20 protein-coding genes are annotated in these 24303 nt (G+C 74.5%); 4 read left to right on the top strand and 16 right to left on the bottom strand.

Annotated elements, in window-relative coordinates:
• The first annotated feature begins 107 nt into the window (after positions 1 to 107).
• Positions 108 to 956 (top strand): response regulator transcription factor, encoded by an 849-nt coding sequence (locus KZX45_RS10075; protein WP_248257604.1) that lies wholly within the window; start codon positions 108 to 110, stop codon positions 954 to 956.
• On the opposite strand, the gene KZX45_RS10080 is transcribed toward KZX45_RS10075, so the two are convergent.
• The 16 genes from KZX45_RS10080 to KZX45_RS10155 all read right to left on the bottom strand — a co-directional run bounded on the left by KZX45_RS10080 (position 907) and on the right by KZX45_RS10155 (position 20103).
• Positions 907 to 1281, bottom strand: a complete 375-nt coding sequence (locus KZX45_RS10080; RefSeq protein WP_248257605.1) for a hypothetical protein — start codon at positions 1279 to 1281, stop codon at positions 907 to 909. The genes KZX45_RS10075 and KZX45_RS10080 overlap by 50 nt on opposite strands.
• Before the next feature lie 89 nt (positions 1282 to 1370).
• Positions 1371 to 1754, bottom strand: a complete 384-nt coding sequence (locus tag KZX45_RS10085) for an Hpt domain-containing protein (RefSeq protein WP_248257606.1) — start codon at positions 1752 to 1754, stop codon at positions 1371 to 1373.
• Positions 1751 to 2413 (bottom strand): signal peptidase I, encoded by a 663-nt coding sequence (locus KZX45_RS10090; protein ID WP_248257607.1) that lies wholly within the window; start codon positions 2411 to 2413, stop codon positions 1751 to 1753. The genes KZX45_RS10085 and KZX45_RS10090 overlap by 4 nt, the downstream gene beginning before the upstream one ends.
• A gap of 1 nt (position 2414) precedes the next feature.
• Positions 2415 to 3242: a hypothetical protein gene (locus KZX45_RS10095; protein ID WP_248257608.1), complete on the bottom strand. Its 828-nt coding sequence runs from the start codon at positions 3240 to 3242 to the stop codon at positions 2415 to 2417.
• Positions 3243 to 3414: 172 nt separating this feature from the next.
• Entirely contained in the window at positions 3415 to 4020 is a 606-nt protein-coding gene (locus KZX45_RS10100; protein WP_248257609.1) for an alternate-type signal peptide domain-containing protein, read from the bottom strand.
• A gap of 363 nt (positions 4021 to 4383) precedes the next feature.
• A complete protein-coding gene (locus KZX45_RS10105; protein WP_248257610.1) occupies positions 4384 to 5562 on the bottom strand; it encodes a GGDEF domain-containing protein in 1179 nt (392 codons plus the stop codon).
• Positions 5559 to 7208, bottom strand: coding sequence for a cell wall metabolism sensor histidine kinase WalK (locus tag KZX45_RS10110; protein ID WP_248257611.1), 1650 nt, complete (start codon positions 7206 to 7208; stop codon positions 5559 to 5561). The genes KZX45_RS10105 and KZX45_RS10110 overlap by 4 nt, the downstream gene beginning before the upstream one ends.
• A 129-nt stretch (positions 7209 to 7337) precedes the next feature.
• A complete protein-coding gene (locus tag KZX45_RS10115) occupies positions 7338 to 9038 on the bottom strand; it encodes a hypothetical protein (RefSeq protein ID WP_248257612.1) in 1701 nt (566 codons plus the stop codon).
• Positions 9039 to 9051: 13 nt separating this feature from the next.
• Positions 9052 to 10818, bottom strand: coding sequence for a polysaccharide biosynthesis tyrosine autokinase (locus tag KZX45_RS10120; RefSeq protein WP_248257613.1), 1767 nt, complete (start codon positions 10816 to 10818; stop codon positions 9052 to 9054).
• Entirely contained in the window at positions 10809 to 12275 is a 1467-nt protein-coding gene (locus KZX45_RS20255) for an O-antigen ligase family protein (RefSeq protein ID WP_248257614.1), read from the bottom strand. The genes KZX45_RS10120 and KZX45_RS20255 overlap by 10 nt, the downstream gene beginning before the upstream one ends.
• A 1-nt stretch (position 12276) precedes the next feature.
• Entirely contained in the window at positions 12277 to 13359 is a 1083-nt protein-coding gene (locus KZX45_RS10130) for an ATP-grasp domain-containing protein (protein WP_248257615.1), read from the bottom strand.
• A complete protein-coding gene (locus tag KZX45_RS10135; protein ID WP_248257616.1) occupies positions 13356 to 14651 on the bottom strand; it encodes a DegT/DnrJ/EryC1/StrS aminotransferase family protein in 1296 nt (431 codons plus the stop codon). Before KZX45_RS10135 ends, KZX45_RS10130 begins: the two co-directional genes overlap by 4 nt.
• Complete coding sequence (locus tag KZX45_RS10140; RefSeq protein WP_248257617.1) at positions 14648 to 15907, bottom strand: glycosyltransferase family 4 protein; 1260 nt, start codon at positions 15905 to 15907, stop codon at positions 14648 to 14650. The genes KZX45_RS10135 and KZX45_RS10140 overlap by 4 nt, the downstream gene beginning before the upstream one ends.
• Complete coding sequence (locus tag KZX45_RS10145) at positions 15900 to 16544, bottom strand: sugar transferase (protein ID WP_248257618.1); 645 nt, start codon at positions 16542 to 16544, stop codon at positions 15900 to 15902. Before KZX45_RS10145 ends, KZX45_RS10140 begins: the two co-directional genes overlap by 8 nt.
• Entirely contained in the window at positions 16519 to 18312 is a 1794-nt protein-coding gene (locus tag KZX45_RS10150; RefSeq protein WP_248257619.1) for a nucleoside-diphosphate sugar epimerase/dehydratase, read from the bottom strand. Before KZX45_RS10150 ends, KZX45_RS10145 begins: the two co-directional genes overlap by 26 nt.
• A gap of 630 nt (positions 18313 to 18942) precedes the next feature.
• Positions 18943 to 20103 (bottom strand): hypothetical protein, encoded by a 1161-nt coding sequence (locus KZX45_RS10155; protein WP_248257620.1) that lies wholly within the window; start codon positions 20101 to 20103, stop codon positions 18943 to 18945.
• 190 nt (positions 20104 to 20293) lie between these two features.
• Between KZX45_RS10155 and KZX45_RS10160 the strand changes: the two genes are divergently transcribed.
• The 3 genes from KZX45_RS10160 to KZX45_RS10170 all read left to right on the top strand — a co-directional run bounded on the left by KZX45_RS10160 (position 20294) and on the right by KZX45_RS10170 (position 24300).
• Complete coding sequence (locus tag KZX45_RS10160; protein WP_248257621.1) at positions 20294 to 21604, top strand: hypothetical protein; 1311 nt, start codon at positions 20294 to 20296, stop codon at positions 21602 to 21604.
• Between the two features lie 47 nt (positions 21605 to 21651).
• The gene (locus KZX45_RS10165; RefSeq protein WP_248257622.1) at positions 21652 to 22848 is read left to right on the top strand and encodes a hypothetical protein; all 1197 of its coding nucleotides are present in this window, start codon (positions 21652 to 21654) and stop codon (positions 22846 to 22848) included.
• A 123-nt stretch (positions 22849 to 22971) separates the two neighbouring features.
• Positions 22972 to 24300, top strand: coding sequence for a hypothetical protein (locus KZX45_RS10170; protein ID WP_248257623.1), 1329 nt, complete (start codon positions 22972 to 22974; stop codon positions 24298 to 24300).
• Positions 24301 to 24303: the final 3 nt, after the last annotated feature.

A 24303-nucleotide genomic window follows, 5' to 3' on the forward strand; every position in this document is an offset into this window, starting at 1 on the left:
GCGAGCCGGGGCGTCCGTCGACCGGGTGGCGGTGACTTTTCGACGCGCGGGCGAGATTTGTCGACGGCTCGCGCCCGAATGTCGGTGATTGTTGTTATTTTCACAGGGTGACCGATACCGACGTGCGGACGGCGGTCGTCATCGAGGACGACGCCGACATCCGGTTCCTGCTCGAGGCGACCCTCGGGCAGGCCGGCTTTGCCGTGCACGCCGCCGGGAACGGCACCGCGGGGGTCGAGCTGGTCCGGGCCCACCAGCCGCTGGTCACCACGCTGGACATCTCGCTGCCGGACATCGACGGCTTCGAGGTCGCCCGCCGCATCCGCACCTTCTCGAGCACCTACCTCGTCATGCTCACCGGCCGGGCCGAGGAGATCGACACCCTGCTCGGCCTGGACGCCGGGGCCGACGACTACGTCACCAAGCCCTTCCGCCCCCGCGAGCTGCGGGCGCGGATCGAGGCGATGTTGCGGCGCCCGCGCACCCTCGCCGCGCCGTCCACGACGTCGCCCGCCGTGGCCGCGTCCCCCGACGCGGCGGGACCGCAGGCAGGGACGACGGCGGGATCGCCGTCCTCCGCCGGGCGGGAGGCGAAGAGGGACGGCACGTCGCCCGTCCGGACGCCGAACCGCGTGCTCGAGCACGGCGGCCTGCGCCTGGACGTCGACGCCCGGATCGTCGAGCTCGACGGCGCCCCGGTCCACCTCACGCGCAGCGAGTTCGACCTGCTGGCGGCGCTGCTCGCGGCCCCCAACCGCGTGGTGTCGAAGAACGAGCTGGTGCGCCGGCTGTGGGGCGAGGACTACTCCACGGGGGCGGAGGTGGCGGGCGCCGACCGCCGCACCGTGGAAGTGCACGTGGCGAACCTGCGACGCAAGCTCGGCGAGGACGCGTCCTCGCCGCGGTTCATCGAGACCGTGCGCGGTGTCGGGTACCGGCTGACTCCAGCTCGCTGACCGCGGCCCGGATCGCGGCCACGGCGGGCTCGACGCGGGACTCTACGGGCGGCAGCCCGGAGCGCGCGCCCTCGAGGTCGCCGCTGCGGGCGGACTCGGCGAGGTCGTGCGCCGCGTCGGCAAGGTCCTGCGCACCGACCATCCAGCTGGCCGTGTACAGGCTCACGGCCGCGGTGTAGGCGCCGGCCGCGTCGTCGGAGAGGAGTGCGTCGCGCAGCCGGACGATCCGGCCGTCGAGCGCGGCGAGGTAGAGGTCCGCGAAGTCCCTGGCGACATCCGCGCCGAGGTCGGCGGCCATGTCGTGGAGCGTGTGCAGCGGCGTCATGACGCCTCCTCTCCCGTAACAGGAAGCACACACCTTCGCGTGGCCCCAGGGCAGTACGCCACCGGTTGATCCTTGGGTGACCGGCTGCCTCACCCCGGGAGGCGGTAGACCGCCCGGGAGGGTGGGCCGGGGACGTCGAGTGTGGCCGTGAGCTCGGTGCGGGTCACCCTCGCGGCGGCGGAGAGGTCGCCCAGCGTGCGGACGGCCGGCCAGCCCAGACCGTGCCGCGCCGCGGCGGCGAACCGGCGCGCCAGCCGGGCGACGACGACGGCCCCGACCATCCCGGACGTGGAGCTCAGGCTCAGCGCGGCCGCGTACCCGTCCTCGATGTCGCCGTCGCGCACGGCGCGGTGCAGGCGGGCGACGCGGGCCGGGAGCTCCGCGAGGTACCGGCCGGCGAAGTCCCGGGCGGCGTCGGGCCCGAGGTCGGACTCGAGCGCGCGGAGCGCCACGGGATCGAGGATGGCACTCACGGGCGAACCTCCTCCTCGGCCCGGTCGGTGACCGGGTGCTCGTCGTTCTCGGCCCGGTGCGTGACCGGGCGCTCGTCGTTCTCGGCCTTGTCCGTCGTCGGAGCATCGTCCAGCGTCGAGTGCTCTTTCGACCGGCGCGCGTCCTTTATCGCCGTCACCAACTGTAGGGCGGCGTAGCCGAAGAGGATGGCGGCGACCGCGACGATGCCCGTGCTCTTCTGATTCCCGTCCAGCAGGGTCGCCACGTGGCCGGCGTACGGGACGTGGTACCTGACCTCGCCGCGCAGCTGGGTGGCGGTGAGCTCCCAGGGGTCGGCCGCGCCGTTGGCGTCGCCCTGGGTGGTGAACGAGACCGAGCCGTCCGTGCCGACGGAGCGGCTGACGATGCGGTGGGTGACCAGCGTCTGGTCGTCCGGGTAGGGCATGAACGTCACGACGTCGCCGATCTGGAGCGTCTGCGCGTCCTCGTCGCCCTCGACCGGCGCGACGACCACCTGGCTCCCGGTGGGGATGGTTGGCTCCATCGAGCCGCTGAGGATGGTCAGCGGGACCCAGCCCATGACGCGCGGCACGACGACGATCGCGAGGGCGAGCGTTGCGAGGAGGCCGAGGACCAGCCAGAGCAGCGCACTGCGGGCACGGCGCAGCGTGGTTGTCATCTCAGCCTCCGTTCTGGTTCGCGACGGCGCAGGTGCGGACCACAGGTCTGGTCTCCTCCGTGGTGCCGTCCTGGTACGTCGCACGGACGGAGTAGACCCAGTTCTCGTTCTGCGTCGGCACGGTCACGGTGTAGGTGACTCGGCCGTCGGCGTCGATGGTCCGGACGACGTCCGGGTTGTTGCCCGGGCTGTTGCGGCTGACGACCTCCCAGTAGTCCGGCTCGGCACCTGCCCACGTCCAGGTGAGAGTGATGTAGCCGTTGGCGCCGGGCGTGCACCCCAGTTCGGGGAAGACGGGCGCCGACGGCCACAGCCCGGCAAGAGAAACGTCGTGCACCGCCTCGGAGTACCACCCCTCGCCGGGCGCCGTCTGCTCCAGGGTCCAGATCACCCGTGGCTGGCCGGTGAGGGCCTTCGCGTCGGCGACCGGCAGTGTCATCCGGGCCGTGATCGTCAGCTCGTCGGAACTCTCGTCGACCCGCCACGGGCCGGCAGCCGAGGCGCTGAGCCGGCCGGCCGGGTCCGTGACCACGGTGAGGTCTGCGGAAGTGCCGTCGAGCTTGGTGAGGCCGACGACGTCCAGCGCAAGGTCCGCTGCCAGCGCGTCACCGCCCACGTGAAGCTTCGAGGTGGCCTCGACGACGACCGTGGTGCCGACCATGGTCGCGGAGGTGCTGACCTCCTCGACCCAGAGCTCGCCGCTGCTGACCGCAACGCCGGGGATCTCCAGCTCGTCGTACCAGCCCGCGACGCTGCCGCCGCCCGAGCTGAGCAGCGCCAGACCGGCCGCGACGGCGGCGGTTGCGCTGAAGAGCCGGGCGGTCGTCATCTGTTGGGCCTTCATCACTGGAGGAAGAGATCGCTCTCTCGGAATCGCAGGGGGTCGCTCCGAGGAGAGCGCTCGGTGGACCGAGAAGGGGGGCCTCCTCGGGGCTGGGGGGAGCCCCGAGGAGGCATGCTCCGCGGAGTCGGGGGACGGCCCCGCGGAGGGCTTATGGGCGTCAGACGCCAGGCGCCGCAGTCGCCGCGGGGTCGGCGGTCAGTGCGGTCTGCTCAAGCTCGATCGTGATGTTCTGAAGCGCGGCCGACTGCTCCTGAGCCGTGGTGCCGTTGGCTCGCGGACCGAGGTCCAGGAAGGTGACCTCCAACGTGACCGCTAGGGTCGCACCGTCGTCCGCAGCCGTGATGATTCGCCCCGTTGTCGGCGCGATATCAGTGCCCACAGCGAACTTCGCGGTCGCCTCGAGCTGCTTCGAGAGTTCGTTGCCTCCGTCAATTCGGTTGGAGAAGCTGGGCTTGAGCACGGCCGTCAGCTGGTCACCCGTAGCGTGGATGGTCACGATCTGCCTGAAGACGAGCTTCTCGCCGGGAACCACGCGGTACTGGTCGATGTCGATGGCCTCGTTGCTCGAGTTGAACCAGTCGCCTTCACCGGCTCCAAGGCCGAGGTCACCCGACGTGATCGTCGTGCCCTGGGTCGTGGTCGAGTCGTACCAAGTGGCGAAGGTGCCACCCCCGCCGGCCAGGAGGGCGACGCCCACGCCGGTGGCGACGAGCGCCTTGGTGAGCTTGGAGCGGGAGCGTGGGGCCTCGGCGTTGCTACTCATGAAATGGAAAGTCCTTGTCGACGTCGATCCGGAATCTCGGCACAGGGTCTGCCGTACCTGCCGAAGAGGAGATTCCTCCGTCAACCTCAACCGACCGTTCAGTGCACCTTCATGTCACCTCAAGAAAGCCTCAAGATCCCGATCCACGTCGGCCCCATGGCCGCATCACCGCATCACCGCATAGCCGCATTGCCCGCATCGCCGCATGTCCGCTTGTGCACCTGGGCACTTGGTAGCCCGTCGGCAGGTCCCCGCCTGGCAGGCGTTGCCACCCGAGGACCACCATCGGAGGTGAGGACCCCGTTCCGTGCAGCGGTTCTCAGCACAGATGGCGGTCCTCACGGCCGAGCCCGGCCGGGCGAGCTAGCGGACCTCGCTCCTCGCGCCCTCGGCCACCACCCGGTTCCCGCCCCCGTCGACCGCGCCGCGCGAGAGCTTCCGCGAGACGTCACAGAGCCCGTCGAGGTCGTAGCCGTTCGTGCGGGCGGTGGTGATGCCGATGCTCACGGCCAGCCGCAGCCGGCTGCCCGGCACTTCCAGCGGGGACTCGAGGATCTCCTTGCGCACCTCGGTGGCCCACGCCGTGGCCTCCTCCGCCGTCCAGCCGGGCAGCAGCACCTGGAACGCTCGGCCGTCCATCGCGTCGCGGCCCATGAGCGCCCGCTTCGGCAGGAGCACCTGCACGGCCTCGCCGCAGACCACGAGCGCCCGGTCGGCGTGCTCGCGGCCGAACGCGACGGCGATCTCGTCGATCCCCTCAGGCGTCACTGCCGCGAGCGCCACCGGTGCGCTCCCCACCTCGTGCGCCCGGAGCAGGGCCGTGGCCCGCGGGATGAAGGAGACACCGGTTCGCGCCCCAGTCATGGGGTCAAAGTTGTGGGCCTCGTCCTGCCGGGCGCGGGCCTGGGTCCCGCGCACCACCACCATGGAGAACGCGGCCCCGGTGATCAGCAGCACCACCACGAGGGTGCTCACCTCGGTGCCCGCGTAGGTGCGGAAGAGGGGCGACTCCGGACCGGCAGCCACGAAAACCACGAACCGGAAGGCGTAGAACACCCCGGCCACGACCAGCACCGTCCCGAGCAGCACGGCCGCCCGGATGCGCCGTTCCGGGCCGCTGCTCAGGATGGTCGCGCCGCCCGCCAGCGCCCCGAGCGCGGTGCCTGCCAGCATGACGGCCCCGCCGGCCCAGGCCCCGCCGTCGGGCCCCGCGACGACGACGACGAGCCCGGCGAGCCCGGCCGCCCCGGCCGAGACCTGGACGAGCGACCGGCGCCCCTGCAGGGCACGGATGCCGTTCCACATGGCACCGGTGGTCAGGACGCTGCCGACGTTGCCGACCGCGTTCGCCCACCACAGCTCCGGGACGACGGCGGAGGCCAGGTAGGACAGGCCGGTCGTCAGGGCGGCGGCGAAGGCGAGGGACCAGAGCCGGTCCACCTCGTCGCCGTCGCGGGACCTCGCCTCGACGATGAACAGCACCGAGGTGACGGTGATGACGAGGGAGGAGACGACGAGCAGGGTTGTCATGTCCAGGTTCATCGCCGCTCCCTGGGCAGGTACACGTCCATGGTGGTCCCCTTCCCGGCGGCGCTGGTGAGCTCGATCCGCCCGCCGTGCGCCTCGACGAGCTGCCGCGAGATGTGCAGCCCGAGCCCCGTCCCCGGCACGGCGCCGCGCCGCACCGTCGCAGCCCGGTAGAACCGGTCGAAGATGTGCTCCTGGTCGTCCGCGGAGATCCCGATGCCGGTGTCCTGCACGGACAGGTGCGCCTCGTCGCCCTCGACGCCGAGCGTCACCGTCACGGTCCCACCGCGCTCGGTGTACTTGATGGCGTTGGAGACGAGATTGTCCGTCACCTGGTTCAGTCGGATGCGGTCCCCGTGGACCACGCACGGCGCCGTGGCCCGGTTCTCGAGCAGCACGCCCCGGTTGGCGGCACGCAGCCCCTGGCTCTGCACCGCCTCGGCCACCACCTCCCGCAGGTCCACCGACACCGCCGTCAGCGCGATCTCGCCGGCCCGGGTCTGGGCGGCGGTGAGAAGGTCGCCGATGAGGCGCTGGAGCCGTTCGGTGTTGCGCTCCACCACCCGCAGGTGGCCGCGGACGGTCTCGGGCACGCCGGGCTCCTCGAGGGACAGCTCGAGGTAGCCCAGGACCGACGTCAGCGGGGTGCGCAGCTCGTGCGAGACGGAGGAGACGAAGTCCTCGCGCTGGGCCAGGGCGCTCGTCTCGGCGGTGAGGTCCTGATAGGCGACGACGGCCCCCGCCCAGTTCCCGTCCTCGTCCAGCAGCGGGGCGGCCGAGACCCGGAACGCGCGGCGGCTGCCGTCGCCCTCCTCCCAGAACGTCAGCTCGCGGTCGATGCTCTCCCCGCGGCTCGCCCGCACCAGCGGGGAGCCGTCGCGCCCGAGCGGGGTGACGCCGTCGGCGCGGTAGCCGTCGATACCGGCGTGCACCTCGACCGGGTCGCCCACCCGGTACCGCCCGGCGATGACCCTGGCGTGGGCGCGGTTGATGTGGGTCACCCGCCCGTTCGCGTCCATGGCGACGACGCCGACGTCGATCGTGTTGAGGATCCCGCCGAGCAGGAGCTGCTGGGCCCGCGCGTCGCGGAGGGTCTCCTCGATCAGGGCGCTCTGGCGGGCGAGCAGGTGCCGCCGGGCGGTCGAGCGCTTCTCGGAGAGGTGCAGGTAGATCCCCGCCGCGGTCAGGACGGCCGGGCCGAGCACCTGACGGTTGAGGTCGGTGACCGCGAGCTCGGCCCCGGCGAGGAGCTCCGGCCCCCACGCCGCCACCGTCCCGAGGCCGATGCTGATCGCGACGCCGGTGCGGCCGAAGCGGGTGGCCATCCACAGCGCCGGCAGGAGGACGAGGACGTAGGACTCGAAGCCGGCGGCCTCCGCGAAGGCCACGGCCCAGATGTCCATGACCGGGACGGCGAGGGTGCTCCAGCGTGGCAGCCGGCTCCACGGCAGGAGCAGGGAGAGGGCCGTGGCGGTGACGGTGAGGACGACGGCGGCGAAGAACCGGTCGTCCCCGAGGAGCTCGTTGTCGAAGACGGCGACGGCGAGGATGATCACGAGGGTCACCGCCGCGAACGGCAGCTGGCGGACGAAGATGCTGAGGTGGTCGCCCTGGGTGCGACGCGCGGGCACCCGCGCGCTCAGCACCCCCGCGGCCCCCATGGGCCGAGGTTATACGGACGGCTTTCCCCGCGTGACCGGAACGGGTGTGCGCGACGCCCGCGAACCGGCTCGCGCCTCGCCCCGCGACCGCCGCGCCCAGGCCCGCCGGCCGCGCCGCACCCGTGCCGGTCAGGCGCCCGGGTCCGCGAGGCGGACGAGCCCGTCGGGGCGCGGGCGGGACGCGGGGCGGCGGACGACGGGCGGGCGCAGGCGCGGCGTGCGCACGTAGTCGAACACGGTGTACTCGCCGTCGGTGTGCAGCTGGTGGGTGCGCCGCACGTGCCGCGAGGCGTTCGGCGAGATGCCGGTGACCGGCTCCTCGACGAACGTGGTCGGGGTCAGCTCGACGATGCGGTTGACCGCCGCCCCCTCGCCGTAGGTGCCGAACCCGTGGCGCTGGTTGACCCGGTACACGGCGCCGCCGTCGAGGACGATGCCGCCGTTGCGGGCGCGCCGGGGGTCCATGACGAGAGGGTTGGCCGCGTGCGGGTGCCACTCCTGGGCGAGCGGCGAGGCGGCGTGGAACGCGAAGAGCTCGGCGGAGTAGTCGCCAGTGCCCGGGGGTGCGATCGAGGTCAGCAGCCACCAGCGCCCGCCGAACGGGAAGATCAGGGTGTCGACGGCGTCGACGTCGCGCATGGCCACGCGCACCAGCTCCCAGCCGAGCGGGAACCGCGTGCACCGGTAGATCCGGATCGAGAGGTCCTCCGCGCTCTCGGGTACCAGGTACAGCTCGCCGTCGTGCTCGAAGAGGTACGGGAAGGAGAGGTGGAAGGGCTCGGCGAGGGCCACCCCCACCTCGCGGCTGCGGCCCTCGGCGATCTCGTGCACGAAGATCCGGCCCCGGCCGACCGCGCGCTCGTAGTCCTCGGTGAAGAGGAAGTGCCGCCCGTCCCGGGCCACCACGAACGGGTCGGCGTAGAAGTGGCCGCGCCGGCGCGGCAGCTCCGTGGCGGGGGCGGTGCCGGCCTCGCGCCACGGCGCGCGGACCCAGGCGACGTTCCACCGGGGCCGTCCCAGCGCCTTGTCGATGAGCTTGGGGGTCACCGTGCCGGCCACCCGGGCGGCGTACCGGAAGGAGTCGACGGTGGTGGCCGGCTCGGGCCCGGACCGTCCCTCGCCGGGCTCGGGGGGCGCGGCGGCCCGGGGTCGGGGCTCGACCGCCGGGGCGCCGTGGCGCGCGAGCTCCTTCAGGAGCAGCTGGAGGTGGTGGTAGCAGCGCTGCATGACGATCGCGTGGTTGAGCTCGGCGAACAGCCCGGTCCAGGTGCGTCCGCGGCGGATCACGACGCTCCCGCCGTCGGCCGTGAGCCGGCGGATGGAGTACCCCGTCGAGGCGCGGCCGTGCAGCACCTCCCAGAACCCCGGGGGCCCGAGCGGGTCGACCTCGTGCTGCACGGCCAGCGTGCCCAGCCGAGGGGCGTCGAGGACCGGCCCGCGCAGCCGGGTGCCGTTGGCGACGAGCACGTCGAGCCCGAGAGCCCGCACGGTCCGGGCGGCGGCGTCGTCGAACGCGAGGGTGCCGTCCGGGCCTGCCTCGGCCTGCAGGGTCACCCGCGGCACCAGCTCGCCGAGGTCCACGACCCGGCCGTGGTCGCGGAAGCCGCGCAGACGGCGCAGCACGGCCGACTCGAGCGCGGTCAGCGCCCGCAGCGTCAGCGGCAGGCAAGCGCGCGCGGGGGCGTTGTCGGCCGCGGGGGCGGCGGCCAGGACGAGGTGGGTGACCTCGACGTCGTCCTGGCGGGCGGCCCAGTCGATGAGGCCCTTGGTGTAGGTGGTGACGTGCGGGGTCGTGCTGATCAGGCCCACCCTGACGGGTCTGTCCCCCACAGCGCCTCCTCCGTCAGGCGCCCCACGGCGCAGGTCGTCGGCTCTGGTCGTCCGAGCGGGGAGGCAGGCCGTTGCTGCGGCCACGCCCCGCGTCGTCGTCCGGCGCCCGGTCGCCCGGGGCTGCCAGCTCCTCGGCGGACATGAACTCGGCGTCGGCGTCGGCCCACCACTGGTCGCCCGGGTCACCGGGCGTGTCCGCGGTGTCGGCGAGCGCCGGCGGGGCCTCGCCCTCCGGGGTCGCGCTGGGCGCCGCCGGCGAGGCGACGGCCGCGGACCCCGCGGGCCCGCCCGTGCCGGCGGCCGGTGCGCCGGACGCGGGACGGGCGTCGCGGCGGACCGACCCGGCGTCGCCCAGGACCGGCGTCGCGTCGCTGCCGGCGAGCGCGGGGTCGATAGCGCCCCACCCCGCGCCCATACGGCCCCGGGCGGCCGAGCCGTCCTCGACGTACTCCTCGTACCGGCGCGTGTCCTCCTTGCCCACGTCGGCCCGGTTGAGCACCAGGCCCAGCACCCGCGCGCCGACGTGGTCGAGGCGGTCGAGCGCCTCGCGCAGCTCGGTCTTGCGCCGCCGGCCGGTGGCCACCACCATCAGCGTCCCGCCGGCGAGCGTGCTGAGGACCGTCGGGTCGGTGACTGCCAGCACGGGCGGGCTGTCCACGATGACCACGTCGTAGCGCCCGGCCGCCTCGGCGAGCAGGTCCGCCATCGGCAGCGAGGAGAGCAGCTCGCTCGGGTTCGGGGGCACCTGCCCGGCGGGCAGGACGTCGAGCGGCCGGTCCCCCCACCGCTGGGCGAGGTCCTCGAGGTTCGCCTGGCCGATGAGCACCGTGGACAGCCCGGCGCGGCCCTCCAGGCCGAGGGTCCGCGCGACGGCGGGGCGGCGCATGTCGGCGTCGACCAGGAGCACGGAGCTGCCGGTGTCCGCGAGCGCGACGGCGAGGTTGACCGCCGTGGTGGTCTTGCCCTCCCCCGCGGTGGCGGAGGTGACGACGATCGTGCGCGTCGAGCCGGTGGCGGTCAGGAAGTGCAGGTTGGTGCGCAGCGCGCGCACGGCCTCGGCGCGCTGGCCGTTCGGGTCCGTCTGCATGAACACCGGGGAGTCGCCCTCGTCCGCCCGGCCGAGACGGGCCAGGACGGTGGCGTCGGTGACGTCGGCGAGGTCGCGCTCGCCGCGCACCCGGGTGTCCCGCGCCTCGCGCAGGGCGGCGACGCCGACGCCGACCAGCAGCCCCAGCACGACGCCCAGGACGAGGTTGACCGGGGCGTTCGGCACGGACGGCTCGGTCGGCACCGCGCCCGGGGTGTGGATGGTCGCGCGCACCGCCTCGGCGCCGTCCTCGGCCGCGGGGAAGAGCCCGTCGGCGGCGTCGGAGAGCTCGCCGGCGACCGCGTTGACGAGGTCGGCGGCCCCCTCGGCGGTCGGCGCCGTGGCGGCGATCTGCAGGATCGCCGTGCCCTCGGGGACGGTGATGCTCAACGACTCGGCCAGCTCGGGCGGCGTGGTGTCCAGCTCGAGGTCCTCGATGACCGGCTCGAGGACCAGCGGGGAGGTGGCGATGTCCGCGAGCGAGCTCATCTGGCTCGCGGCGAACGTGCTGCTCTCGTTCAGCTCGGTGATCGACTGGCCGGCGCGGGCGGAGAAGAACATCTTGGCCGTGGCGGTGTACCGGGCCGGCATGAGGGCGGTGACGACGACGGCGAGCAGCACCGCCACCGCAAGGGTGACGAGCACGCTCGTCCACCGCTTGCGCAGCACGCGCAGGATTCCGTTCAGCTCCATCGCAGACCCCTTCGGGCGGGACTCGAGTGTGGCAGACCACGCCCGTGCGGGGTGGCGGGATGGTGGGGTTTCTCCGGACCGGGGGCGGCCGGGTCGTACATCGCCAGGACCAGCCCGAGCACGGCCCACATCGGGCGGGCGTTCTCCAGGCTGAGCGTGAAGGCCTGCACCAGCAGGCACAGCACGGAGAAGAGCAGGTACGGCGCGCCCGCGTCGCCGGCCCAGGCGGCGCGCAGCGTGCGCACCACGACCAGGGCGGGCACGAGCAGGAAGACCAGCAGCCCGACGGTGCCCGTCTGGGCGAGGAACCCGAGGTAGGTGTTGTGCGGGACCGTGTCCATCTGCGGCCCGAGCATCTGCTGAGCCACCGGGATGTACTGCCCGGCGCCGACGCCGAGCACGGGGCTGGACGCCCACTGCTGCAGGGCCACGGACCACAGCTCGAACCGCGCGTCGGGGGCGGCGCCGTCGTCCGGGGTGAAGACGCTCGTCGCGCGCTCCAGGACGTCGCCGACCCACTGGTCCGGCAGGACGAGGACCGCGAGGACGCCGAGCAGGGCGGTGACCGCGGCGAGGCGCCGGAACGCGACGCCGGCCCGGGTGCCGAGCGTGAGCAGGACCGTGACGACGGCGGCCAGCGCCATCGCCGCGAGCGCGGCGCGCGAGCCGGAGAGCAGGACGGCCACGACGATGACGACGACGCTGAGGGACCACGGCCGCCCGGTGCGCAGGCGGTGGGCCGCGATGACGACGCCCAGGGAGAGCAGCAGGTAGACGCTGAACGCGTTCGGGTCCTCGAACGTGCCGGACGCGCGCCAGAAGTAGGACAGGCCCAGGTCGACGCCGACGGCGTACAGGGCGCTGGCGCCGATGCCGATCAGGGCGCTCGCGGTGGCGGTGGCGGCCCAGACGTCCAGGAGGCGGTGGTCCCCGGCCCGCAGGCGGGGCGCCGCCGCGGAGTAGAGCAGCAGCAGGTACCCGCACGCCAGGGCGATCTTCGCGGCGGCGACGGCGCCGCCGAGGAAGTCCGCGCCGCCGCCGAGCACGGGCTCGACGAGGGAGGCCCACAGCACCAGCTGCAGCGCGAGGGCGTAGCCGAGCAGGAGCGGCCAGGTGGGCCGCGCCGGGCCGGCGGCCGCCCGGCCGCGCCGCCACTCGGGCACGGCGGCGGCGAGCAGCAGCAGCGCGAGCACGGCGTCGGCGAGCGAGAGGTTGACCAGCGACCCCTGCCCGGGCGGGTAGAAGTGGACCGGCAGCGCGATCACGGTCAGCTCCACCAGGGACAGGCGCAGGTGGACGGCGACCACGGTGGCGGCCACGGCGCTGAGCGCGACGGCGGCGCCGGTCAGCGCCACCGACCCGCCCGCGGCGGCGGACGGCACGGTGGCGAGGCACAGCGCGAGGACCAGCACCGGCAGCGCCGTGCAGCGGTGCGCCCCCCGCCCCGTCGACGTCACCTCATGCACCGCCCGCCGTCGGCTCGACCAGCGCGCCGGTCCGCCGGATCGACTCGTACTTGGCCCCCACCACCCCGGTCTCGTAGCGCAGCAGCGCCGGGTCCGGGCGCTGCCCGAGGGCGGAGGCGAGCAGGTAGGTCGGCGCGTCGGCCCCGGCGACGTGCATGAACGGGTAGCCGCCCCCGAAGCGCGGGTTGACGTCGATGACCCACAGCAGGCCCTCGCGGTCGCGGATCAGGTCCAGGTCCACGACGCCGACCGGGCGCAGTGCCGCCCCGAGCCGGGCGACGACGGGCGCGAACGGCGCCGGGTCCACGGTCACCGCCTTGTCCGTCTCCCCCGAGCGCATGCGGACCTTGCGGCGGGCGAGCGTGCCGCGGAGGACCCCGGACGGGTGGCCGAGGCCGAAGACGCCGTCGATTCCGAACTCCTGGCCGATCAGCCGCGGCTGGACGACGACGGCGTCGCGCGCCCGCAGCGCGGGGCGGCCGTGGAGGTCGGTGGCCGAGCCGGAGGCCTCGTCCACGGCGGCGGCCAGGCCGTCGGCGTCGGTCAGCCGCAGCCCGGACGAGCCGGAGCCGAAGCGGTGCTTCACGACGTACTGGGTGCCCGGGGCGCCGTCGTCCGCCACGAGCGTCTCCCACCGCGAGCCCAGCACGGTGCGCGGCACCGCGACGCCGGCGCGGCTCAGCAGCCGGGACATGAGGTACTTGTCCGTCGCCTGCTCCTGGCCGGCGCGGGGCAGGCCGAGCACGGCGCAGCCCGTCGCCCGCAGCTCGTCGGCCAGGCCCTCGGACAGCACCTGGAGCTCGTAGTCGTTGACCGAGAGGAACAGGGTCGGCCGGTCGCGGCGGAAGAGCTCGAGCATCGCCGGGGCGTACTCGGCGTCGCTGTAGGCCGGCATCACCACGCCGCGGTCGGCGAAGCCGAAGCTCGCGCTGGTGGCGTCGTGCTCGGTCGCGACCACCTCGCCGTCGAGCCCCAGCCGTGCGAACGCGTCGCGGAACCACTCGATCAGGTACAGCCGCCGGCCCGCCGAGCCGATGACCACGGTCACCGGCCCGCCGCCCGCCCCGGCGGTCATCGCGCACCCGCCGCACGCAGGGGCCGGCTGCCCGCCGGCACCCGGGTGGGCAGCGGCCGACCGGACAGCGGCCGGCCGGGCAGCGGACGGGCGGCCGGCTCGGACAGGGGCGCCCGCCGCTCGAGGAACGTCCGGACCGTCTCCGCCACGCGCGCCCACCCGGCCGCGTCCAGCGCCGAGCCCGACGGGAGCGCGACGCCGCGGGCGAAGAGGCGCTCCGCCGTCGCCCCGCCGTAGACGGTGCTGCGGGCGAAGACGGGCTGGCGGTGCAGCGGCTTCCACATGGGGCGCGCCTCGATGTCCGCGCGGGCGAGGGCGGCGATGAGGTCCGCCGGCGCCCACCCGGTCACCGCGGCGTCGACGAGCACCGTGGTCAGCCAGAAGTTGTCGCGCGTGACGGCGCGCTGGTGCCCGGTCCGGTGGAGCGCCGCCAGGTCGACGTCGGAGCCGTCGGGGGCGCCGAGCACCTCCACGCCCGGGGTGCCGGCGAACAGCTCGCGGTAGAGCAGCCGGAGGGCGCGGCGCCGCTCGATCATCTCGTCGAGCCGGGCGAGCTGGGCCCGGCCGAGCGCGGCGAGCAGGTTCGAGAGCCGGTAGTTGTAGCCGATCTCGGTGTGCTCGTAGTGCGCCACGGGCTGGCGGGCCTGGGTGGCGAGGTACCGGGCGCGGGCGGCCACGGCGCCGTCGTCGGTGACGAGGGCCCCGCCGCCGGAGGTGGTCATGATCTTGTTGCCGTTGAAGGAGATCGCCGCCGCGCGGCCGAAGGACCCGGCCGGCCGGCCGCGGCGCACGGCGCCGAAGGACTCGGCGGCGTCGGAGACGAGGGGGATGCCCGACTCGGCGGCCACCGTCAGCAGCTCCTCGTAGGCGGCGACCTTCCCGAGGAGGTCCACCGGCAGCACGGCGCCGATGCGACGGCGGCGCCGGCGCTGGTCCGTGACCGCGCGGTCGAGGAGGGCCGGGTCCATGTTCCCGCTCTCGTCGCTGTCGACGAAGACGGGCTCGGCCCCGCAGTAGCGCACCGCGCTCGCCGTCGCCACGAACGTCAGCGTCGAGGTGAGGACGACGTCCCCGGGCCGGACCCCCACGCCCAGGAGCGCCAGGTGCAGGGCGGCGGTGCCGCTGGACAGCGCGACGGCGTGGCGCCGGCCGGTCCGGGCTGCCACCTCGGCCTCGAAGGCGTCCACCTCGGGACCGAGCGGGGCGACCCACCCGGAGGCCAGGGCCCGCTGGACCGCCTGCGCCTCGGCGGGGCCGCAGTCGGGCGGGGAGAGGAAGATGTGCTCGCTCATCGGTCGCGTCCTTCCTTCGGCAGCTGGCGCCGCAGGTATCTGTCGTGCCCGGCCCACAGGTCTGGGCGGGAGAAGTGGGTGCTGGCCCAGCGGCGGCCGGCGGCGCCCATGCGCCGGGCCAACACCGGGTCGTGGTGGACGGCGCGCAGCGCCCGGGCCAGCTCGGCGGCGTCCCCGGGCGGGACGAGCAGGCCGGTCTCGCCGTCGGCGATGCTGTCGACCGCGCCGGTGGCCGTGGTGGTGACCACGGGGATCTCCATGGCCGCCGCCTCCAGGCACACGTTGGGCATGCCCTCGCGCAGGGTGGGCAGACACAGCACGTCCATAAGGCGGTAGTACGGGCGCGGGTCCTCGACGCGGCCGGCCCGGTGCACGTGGTGCACGGTGAAGGGGTCGTAGCCGGCGGCGTCGTCCTCGCCGACGACGAGCAGGCACGCCCGCACGCCCTCCTCCGCCAGGATCCGCATGGCCGCGTCAAGCGTGTCGAGGCCCTTGTCCGGGGTGATCCGCCCGACGTACCCCACCACGAACCGGTCCGGCTCGAGCCGCGCGGCCCGGGCGGCCTGCCGCACCTCGGAGAGGCGCACGAGCGAGGGGTCGAAGTGCTGGGTGTCGACGCCGGAGGAGCTGCCGCGGCCGATCATGTCCACCGGCCGCCGCCCGGCGAGGCCGCCGTCGGCGAACTCGGCGGACAGGCTCGCGCTGACCGAGAGGACCCGGGTGGCCGCCCGGGCGGTGGCCTTCTCGGTCAGGGTGAGCACCCGGCGCAGCAGCCCCGTGGTGGTCTCCAGGCGCAGGCCCCACAGGTGGTAGACGCGCACCGGGACCCCGGTCAGCCGGGCGGCCACGAGCCCGAGCAGCGCGGCCTTCGGGGTGGCGGCGAGCACCGCGTCGGGGCGCAGCCGCCGCAGCAGCCGCACCCACGCCGCCAGGGCGCGGGCGTCGGCGACGGGGCTGGGGTCGCGCTGCATCGGCACGGCGTGCGCGCCGCCGACCACCTCGCCGAGCGCCTCGAGGTCGGCGCCCGGCCCCGACACGACGTGCACGTCCCAGCCCGCCCGCTGCAGGTGCTCCGGGAAGCCCCGCATCAGCGGGAGGGAGCCGGCGCTGGTCACCGTCAGGACCAGGCGCGGGCGCCGGGACGACGACGCCGCGGGGGCGGGCCCGGGTCCGCCGTCGGGCGAGCGACGGGCGGCCACGAGGGTCCGCCGGGCGGGCCGGACGGGGCGGCCGACCGGCTCGAGGGTCCTAGACATCGGCGCTCCCGGTGAAGCTCGGCATGATGGCCGACCCCTCGGGCGTGGTCCCGGACCGGGACAGCACGACGGCGACGGTGCGGGCGAGGATGCGCAGGTCCAGCAGCAGCGAGCGGGTCTCGACGTAGCGCACGTCGAGCTCGAGCCGCTCCCCCCAGTCCAGGGCGTTGCGGCCGCTGACCTGGGCGAGGCCGGTGATGCCCGGCCGGACCTCGTGGCGGCGGGCCTGCCGCGGGGAGTAGAGCGGGAGGTAGTGGGTGCGCAGCGGGCGCGGGCCGACGAGGCTCATGTCGCCGCGCAGGACGTTCCACAGCGTCGGCAGCTCGTCCAGGCTGGTGGCGCGCAGGGCCTCGCCGAAGGGGGTGAGGCGCGCGGCGTCGTCGTCCTCGGGCCCGCCGGCCGCGTCGCGCATGCTGCGGAACTTCACCAGCGTGAAGATCTCGCCGTCGCGGCCCGGGCGGTCCTGCCGGAACAGCACCGGGCTGCCGAGGTCGCGCCGCACGAGGACGGCGACGACCGCCATCACGGGCGCGGCGGCCGCGAGCGCGACGGCGGCGACCCCGACGTCGATGGCGCGCTTGGCGCCGTCGTACGCCCGGGCGGGCCGCAGGTCAGGCGCTGAGCGGGACTTCAGCATGACGCTCCTCCGGCTCGGGCGCGAGGCGCAGCAGGGTCAGGTCGGCGCGGGCGGTGGCCAGGTGGTCCGGGTCGATGGACGGCACGTCGACCACCGCGATCGCCGGGTGCTCGGAGCGGCTGTGGTGCTCCACCGGGGAGAAGAGGTCCTCGTGGAGCTTCTCGCCGGGGCGCATGCCGGTGAAGACGATCTCCACGTCCCGGCCGGACTGGGCGATCATCCGGCGGGCGACGTCGACGATCCTGACCGGCTCCCCCATGTCCAGCACGAGCACCTGACCGTCGTGGCCGATGGCGGCGGCCTGGACGACCAGCTCGCACGCCTCCGGGATGGTCATGAAGTACCGGGAGACCGCCGGGTCGGTGACCGTCACCGGGCCGCCCCGGGCGATCTGCTCGCGGAAGGTGTGCAGCACCGACCCCCGGGAGCCGAGCACGTTGCCGAAGCGCACCGAGACGAACGTGCCGTCGTGGTGCTCGGCGTACCAGGCGGTCAGCCGCTCGGCGAGGCGCTTGGTCATGCCCAGCACGCTCTTGGCGTCCGCCGCCTTGTCGGTCGAGATGTTCACGAACCGCTCGACGCCGAACTCGGCGGCCAGCTGCAGCACGTTGCGTGTGCCGAGCACGTTGGTCTTCCAGCCCTCGTCGGGGTACTGCTCGAGCATCGGCAGGTGCTTGAGCGCCGCCGCGTGGAAGACCACCTCGGGACGGTGGGTCGCGAAGACGCGCCGGAGGGCCTCCTGGTCGCGGATGTCGCAGAGGACGACGTCTGGGGTGTCGAGCAGCGCGTGGCCGTAGATCGACAGCTGCACCCCGTGCAGCCCCGACTCGTCACGGTCGAGCATGATCAGGCTGGCCGGGCCGAACCGGTGGACCTGCCGGGCCAGCTCGGAGCCGATGGAGCCGCCGGCGCCCGTGATGAGGACCCGCCGGCCGGCCAGGTGGTCGGCGATCCGCTCGACGTCGGTGTCGACCTGGCGCCGGCCGAGCAGGTCGGCGATGTCGAGGTCGCGGACGTCCCCGAGCTGCACCGGCCGCGCGATCATCTCGCGCACCGGCGGCAGGGTGAGGAACTTCAGGCCCGCCGCGGTCACCTCGTCGGAGACGCGCCGCACCAGCTCGGAGCCGGCGGACGGGATGGCCAGGATCACGGTGGTGGCGCCGGCCTCGCGGGCCCGGTCCACGAGCTGGGCCCCGGTGCCGATCACCCGGCAGCCGTGGAGGACCAGGTGACGCTTGAGCCGGTCGTCGTCGACCAGCCCGACCACGTGGTAGCCGACCGCCCGGTCCTCGGCGATGAGCCGCACCAGCTGCGAGCCGGCGTCGCCGGCGCCGTAGACGACGACTCGCTCGCACGAGGGCGCGGGGGCCCGCTCGCGGTCGTGGTGCGCCCGGTAGGCGCCCCGCCCCAGCACCATCGACAGCAGCGCGAGCGGCGGGCAGAGCACCGAGAGCGCCACGGCGACCGACTCCAGGCCGTGGACGGAGAGGGAGAAGAGCGCGAGCGCGACCGCCACCAGGCCGGTGGCCAGGGCCAGGCCCACGTTCTCGTCGAACGTGGCGAAGCGGTACCGGCCCAGGTAGAGCTTGAGCGCCAGGCCGACGAGCACCTGCAGCACGCAAGCGGCGAGGACGTAGCTGCCCACGATCCCCCACTGGTGCGCGGAGAGGTGCCAGTTGGCCACGCCGGTGACCATGCCGGCCGCGATGATCCAGCTGGCCGCGTCCCAGGCGAGCCGGGGGAGTCGGGTACTGAGGAAAGTCGGCATGAGGACGTCCTTCGAGATCGGCAGGGCTCTCGCCCGGTCGGTCCCCCCGACGTCTTCATTGAAGACCGGCCCATGGGGAAGCTCCACCGCCTTCACGGATGATCGGAGGTGGCCCCCATCGCGTCCCCGTCACCCTGTGGGGGTGAGGGGGACCAGACCCCACCCCGGGCGAGGGTGACCGGGTCCGGGGTGCGACGCGCGAGGGCGGCTCGACGTCGGGCGATCCCTGCCAGGCCTACCCTGCGCCTCACCCTCGACGGCGGTGCCTCACCCTCGTCCGCGTCACAGCGGCCGCGTCACCGCGGACGCGTCACCGCGGACGCGTCACCGCGGCCAGCGTCACCGCGGCCGGGGCGCGGCGGCCCGGACGGGCCGGACGGGCCGGATCCGCGTACACCTCGCCAGGCTGGCCTACGCACACGGCCTCCGGGATCGAGGCGGGTGCCAACGAGATCGAGGTTCTGGTGAGAAACGGGCGCCGAACTAACCAGAAACGCGACCTCGTCAGGCTGCGCCGGCCATCGCACGGACGGGAGCCGCACGGCGGTGCGACCTGGCCGTCGCGCGAGGGCACCGCTCGTCGGCTGCGCCGGCCGCCGCACCGACCGGTGCCGCTCGCCCGGCCGGCGGTCAGCGCCCGCGCGTGCCGTGCAGCCCGATCCACATCCAGACCGCACCGAACGTCATGGTCGCCATCGCGTAGCCCCAGATCGCGCCGCTCAGGCCGCCGACGATCCAGCCGAGCACCGGCCCCAGCAGCGCGAGGACGGTCTCCACCAGGCGGCCGGACCACAGCGCGGCCCGGCCGGTGTGGAAGCGCACGACCATGTAGTAGAACTCGCCGATGACGTTGCCGGCCACGTACAGGCCGGCGGGGATCGCGTACGGGCCGATCTCGGAGATGACGCCGAGCGGCAGCGGCACGAGCTCGATCCACACCAGCGCGAGCGCGGCGGCCGTGCCGAAGAAGGCGGCCCCGCCCAGCACGGCGCCGACGAGCGGGACCGAGTGCAGGCGGGAACGGGTCATGCCCGCGATGACCGGGCGCAGCGGCGAGAGCACCAGCCGCGCCGGCGCGGACACGTTGGACACCGCCCGGTACAGGCCGAACTGGTGCAGGCTCATCGGGAAGAAGAGCAGGTACGGGGTGCCGATGGAGCCGACGTTCATCATCGTGGCGTCGGCGATCAGCGTCTTGATGGCGTGCTGGTGCTCCGCCATCCACCGCCGCACCCGGCCCGGGTGCCCGACGACCGGGCGGACCACCCCGAGGGTGCCGCCCGCCGCGCCCCCCGCCCACGCGAGGAGCAGGCTCACCAGGCCGTGCTGGTCGGTGAGGTAGCCCGCGGCCCACCCGGCGAGGAACCCCACCACCACCATGACGTCCCCGGCCAGCACGCGCCCCCACCGGTCGCGGTGCGCCTGGTAGAAGCGTCCGCCGTCGTAGTAGATCATCAGGGCCGCGCCGACCCCGGCGATCGCGGTGACGGCCGGGTCGAGCGTGGTCAGCTCGGCGACGACGGCGACGGCGGCGCCGCACAGCAGCGCCACCCAGGCCAGGGAGTTGCCGTAGTCGGCCCAGCGCGCGAGCTGCCCGCCGGTCCGGGCCGTGACGATCCAGGCGTCGCACACCGTGGAGAAGACGACGGAGATCCCCAGCACGTAGGTCAGGTACAGCGCGGAGAAGTGCCCGTAGTCGGCAGCCTCCAGGGTGGCGAGCCCGACCAGTTGCGGCAGGAGCGAGCCGACCGCGTGCACGCCCGTGGAGACCACCACGCGTGTGCGGGACATCCGGCCACCTCGAATCGCCCTGGCTCCCGATGGCCACGGCCCGCCGAACGCTACACGGCCCGCCCCCGGCCACGGCGGCGAACGGCCGACCGATCGGCGCCGGCTCCGCCGTCGGGCAAACGCTCCCTCGCCCGGCCGCCCCGCTGCTAGCGTGAACGCCACGGCCGGGGGGCCCTGCAGAGAGGTACCGATGAGCGCACCTGCCCTCGTCCGCCGGCACGCCTTCTGGGCGCTCGACCGCGCCCGGGGCGGCTCCCTCGCCAGATCCGTGGCCGACGTCGAGGCCCAGTTCGCCGCACCGCACACCCCCGCCGCACGCGCCGCGCGCCGGGCCCGGCTCAGCCGGATCCTCCACCACGCCGCCCGCACCACCCGGTTCCACGCCGCCCACGACCCGGCCGAGCTCGCCTCCTTCCCTGTGGTGGACAAGGCGACGTACCGCGAGCACGGCGCCGCCATGCGCTCCCCCGGCCTCCCCGACCGTCAGCTCCACCGGCACCGCACGTCGGGCTCGACGGGCACCCCGTTCGAGGCGGTGTGGGACGACGTCAAGGCGCGGCGCAACCAGGCCGACGCGATCGCTCTCGCCCGCCGGGCGGGGTACGAGGTGGGGATGCCGCTGCTGTACCTGCGCGCCTGGCGGGGCCAGTACGGCGGGGGCGCCCTGCAGAGGTGGGCGCGGGCGGTCGTGCCGGTGGAGGTCCTCGGTCTCGACGAGGCCCGGGCGCGGGCGGTTCTCGCCGGGATCCGGAGGGGCGGCCGGCCGGTCGCGCTGCTGGGCTACGGCTCGGCGCTCGCGGAGCTGTGCCGGGCGCTCGACGCCGGCGCCCCGGCGGTCGACGACCTGGTCTCCGCCGTCGTCGCCGTCGGGGAGGCGCCCACCGAGTACCTGCGGGCCGCCGTGCCGCGTCACTTCGGGCGCCCGCTGGTCGCCCGCTACTCCAACACCGAGAACGGCCTGATCGCGCAGGGGGACGGTTCGACGGCGTACCGCGTCAACGTGGCCAGCTACGTCGTCGAGGTGCTGCGGCGGGGCAGCGACGAGCCGGCCGCCCCCGGTGAGACGGGCCGGATCGTGCTGACCGACCTGTTCAACCGCGCCATGCCCTTCATCCGCTACGACACCGGGGACCTCGGCAGCTTCGCCGTCGACGAGAACGGCGCGGTCGACGACGCGGTCCTGGTCACCGTCGCCGGCCGGGTGCTCGACGTGGTCACCGACACCCGCGGCCGCCCCGTCAACCCCATGGCGACGCCGGAGCTGGAGAGCTACGCCGACGTCCGGCAGTTCCAGCTCGCCCAGACCGGCCCGGGCCGCTACGAGGTCCGGCTCAACGCGCGGCCCGACGGCGGGCGCGACTCCCGGATCCGCGAGGAGTTCCGCGGCGTGCTCGGGCGGGACGCGGACGTGCGGGTCGTCCACGTCGACGGCGTCCCGCTGCTGGACTCCGGGAAGCGCCGCATGATCGTGAACGAGTGGCACGCCGAGTCTCGCAGGTGACCGGCGAAGGCTTGCCGCGGCGGGGACGGGCGCGGACCATGGACTCCATGGCCGGCCGGTGGAGCGGTGCCGTCCTGGCTCTCGCCGGGATCGCGGTGGTGGTGACGAACGTCGCCCTGCCGCGCCTCACGCCGGGGTCCGAGGTGGGGCCCGTCGTCGAGCGTCCGGCGGCGGAGCCCGGCACGGCCGCGGAGGCCCGCCCGGCCGCGGCCGGCCCGCGCCTGGTCAAGTACGGCCAGGACATCCCGAGCCCCGGCCAGGTGGCCGAGGCCGCGGACCGCTACGACGCCCTGCCCTTCGACGGCATCGTCATGCGCACCCCCGAGTCGGCCGACGTCTTCTCCCCCCGCCGGGTCGAGCACGCCCCGCTGCTCGCGCAGGTCTCCGCGCTCCCGGCCGACCTGCGGATGCGGGACAACTGGGTACGCATCACCCTCCACGACGAGCTCGACTGGTCCGACGACGCGCTGTGGCGCACCATCGCCGCGAACGCGGGCACGATGGCACGCACCATGCGCGAGAGCGGCCGGCCGTACGCGGGGATCTGGTTCGACAACGAGTGGTACGGCGAGGGCAGCTCGCCGTGGGACTACGGGACCAGCACCCGGGCGTGGACGCCGTCGGACGACGAGGGCGCGACGCCGGGCCTCTCCCCCGAGGAGGCGGCCGCGCTCGCGCGCAGCCGCGGGGCGGAGGTCATGGCCGCGATGACCGCGGGCTGGCCGGACCTGAAGGTCATGGTGCTGTTCGGGCCGTGGGTCTCCGAGCCGTCGACGTACGAGGCGCTGACCGGCGCGGGCCTGCCCTACAACGACATCTCCTGGGTCAACGAGCTGTCCGGGCCGTTCTTCGCGGGCCTGGTCGACCGGCGCGGCCGGGCCACGGTGATCGACGGCGGCGAGTACTACGGCGCGCGCAGCCGCAGCGAGTACGCCGCGTTCGCCGACTGGCAGCGGCGCGGCTTCGTGCTCGCCGGCAGCCGCTCGGTGCCGGCGCCGCAGGCTCAGGACTACCAGCAGGGCGTCGCCTCGGCGCTGGCCGTGTACGACCGCGACCAGCAGGACGACTACGACGTGCTCGACGCCGACACCCTCGAGGAGCTCACCCGGGACGCCCTGGCCGAGGCCACCGACTACGTCTGGCTCTACACCGAGGAGCACGAGTGGGGCGCCTCGCGCTCCATGAAGCCGCAGGTGCCGCAGGAGTACGTCGACGCGATCGAGGCCGCCGCGCGGCAGCGGTGACCCCTGCGACCGGCGGGACCGGCGAGACCGCACGGCCCTCCAGGGACCACAGGGCTCTCCGATATCGGCCCGCGAGGCCCGCCGCCGTCGCTACCGTGGTACCCCCGCGAGCAGGAGTCGGACATGAACATCTCCACGGACGCACGGAGGCGTGCGTTCTGGGCCGTCGACCGGCTGCAGGGTTCCCCGGTGCGCCGCTCGCTCCGGGACGTCGAGGCGATCCTCGCCGCGCCCCGCTCCGCGGCCGTCCAGTCCTTCCTCGACCGCCGGCTCCGCCGCCTGCTCGTGCACGCCGCCGCGACGGTGCCCCGTCTCGCCGGCTGCGACCCCGACCGCCTCGCCAGCTTCCCGGTGGTCGACAAGGCGATGATGCGCGACGGCGGGGCGGACTTCCGCTCGCGGCCCTACCTCCACAGGGAGCTGTCGGAGACCGCCACCAGCGGCTCGACGGGCGCCCCGTTCCGGGTCCTGCGCGACGACGTCAAGGTGCGCCGCAACGCCGTCGACGCCCTGGCGCTGGCCCGCGCGGCCGGCTACGACGTCGGGATGCCGATGTTCTACCTGCGTCGCGAGCACCCGACGTCCCGGCTGCACGCCTGGGCGGAGAACCTCATCGACATCGACGTCGGGGCCCTGCGGGAGGGGTCCGCACCCCGGGAGGTCGCGCGGATCCGCGGGACGCGCGGGCCGGTCGCACTCATCGGCTACGCCTCGGGGCTGGAGGCGCTCGGCCGCGAGATCGAGGCACTCGGGTCGCCGCTGGAGCACGTCGCGTGCGTGATCAGCCTCGCCGAGAGCCCGAGCGAGTACCTCTACCGCGCCGCGCCGCGGTGCTTCGGCCGAGAGCTGACCGCCCGCTACTCCGACGTCGAGCTCGGGCTCCTCGCCCAGCAGCGCCCCGGCGAGCGGCCGTACCGGGTCAACGTGGCCAGCCACCACGTCGAGATCCTCGCCCGCGACGGCGACCGCCCCGCGGCGCCCGGCGAGCTGGGGCGGATCGTGGTCACCGACCTGTTCAACCGCGCCATGCCCTTCGTCCGGTACGACACCGGCGACCTCGGCCGGTTCGCCGTGCTCCCCGACGGCACGCCGGACACCACCGTCCTCGAGGAGATCACCGGGCGGATCAACGACCAGATCTACGACACCGCCGACCGCCTCGTCCCCGTGCTCGGCATCGTCCGCGACTGGGGCGCCTACCCCGGGATCGAGGAGTGGCAGTTCGTCCAGACCGGCTCCGGGACGTACCTCTTCAAGCAGCGTGCGACGGTCGACCCGGAGCGGGACCGTGCCCTCGCCGAGGAGTTCCGCTCCTACCTCGGGCAGGACGCGCGCATCGAGATGCGCTACGTGGACGGCATCCCGCTGCTGCGCTCGGGCAAGCGGCGAGCGTTCGCCAACGAGTGGGACCGCGGCGCGGGGACGACGGCGCAGCTCGCCCCGGCCTCCTGACGC

This window comes from Georgenia sp. EYE_87, from assembly GCF_023148685.1.
Taxonomy (GTDB): domain Bacteria; phylum Actinomycetota; class Actinomycetes; order Actinomycetales; family Actinomycetaceae; genus Georgenia.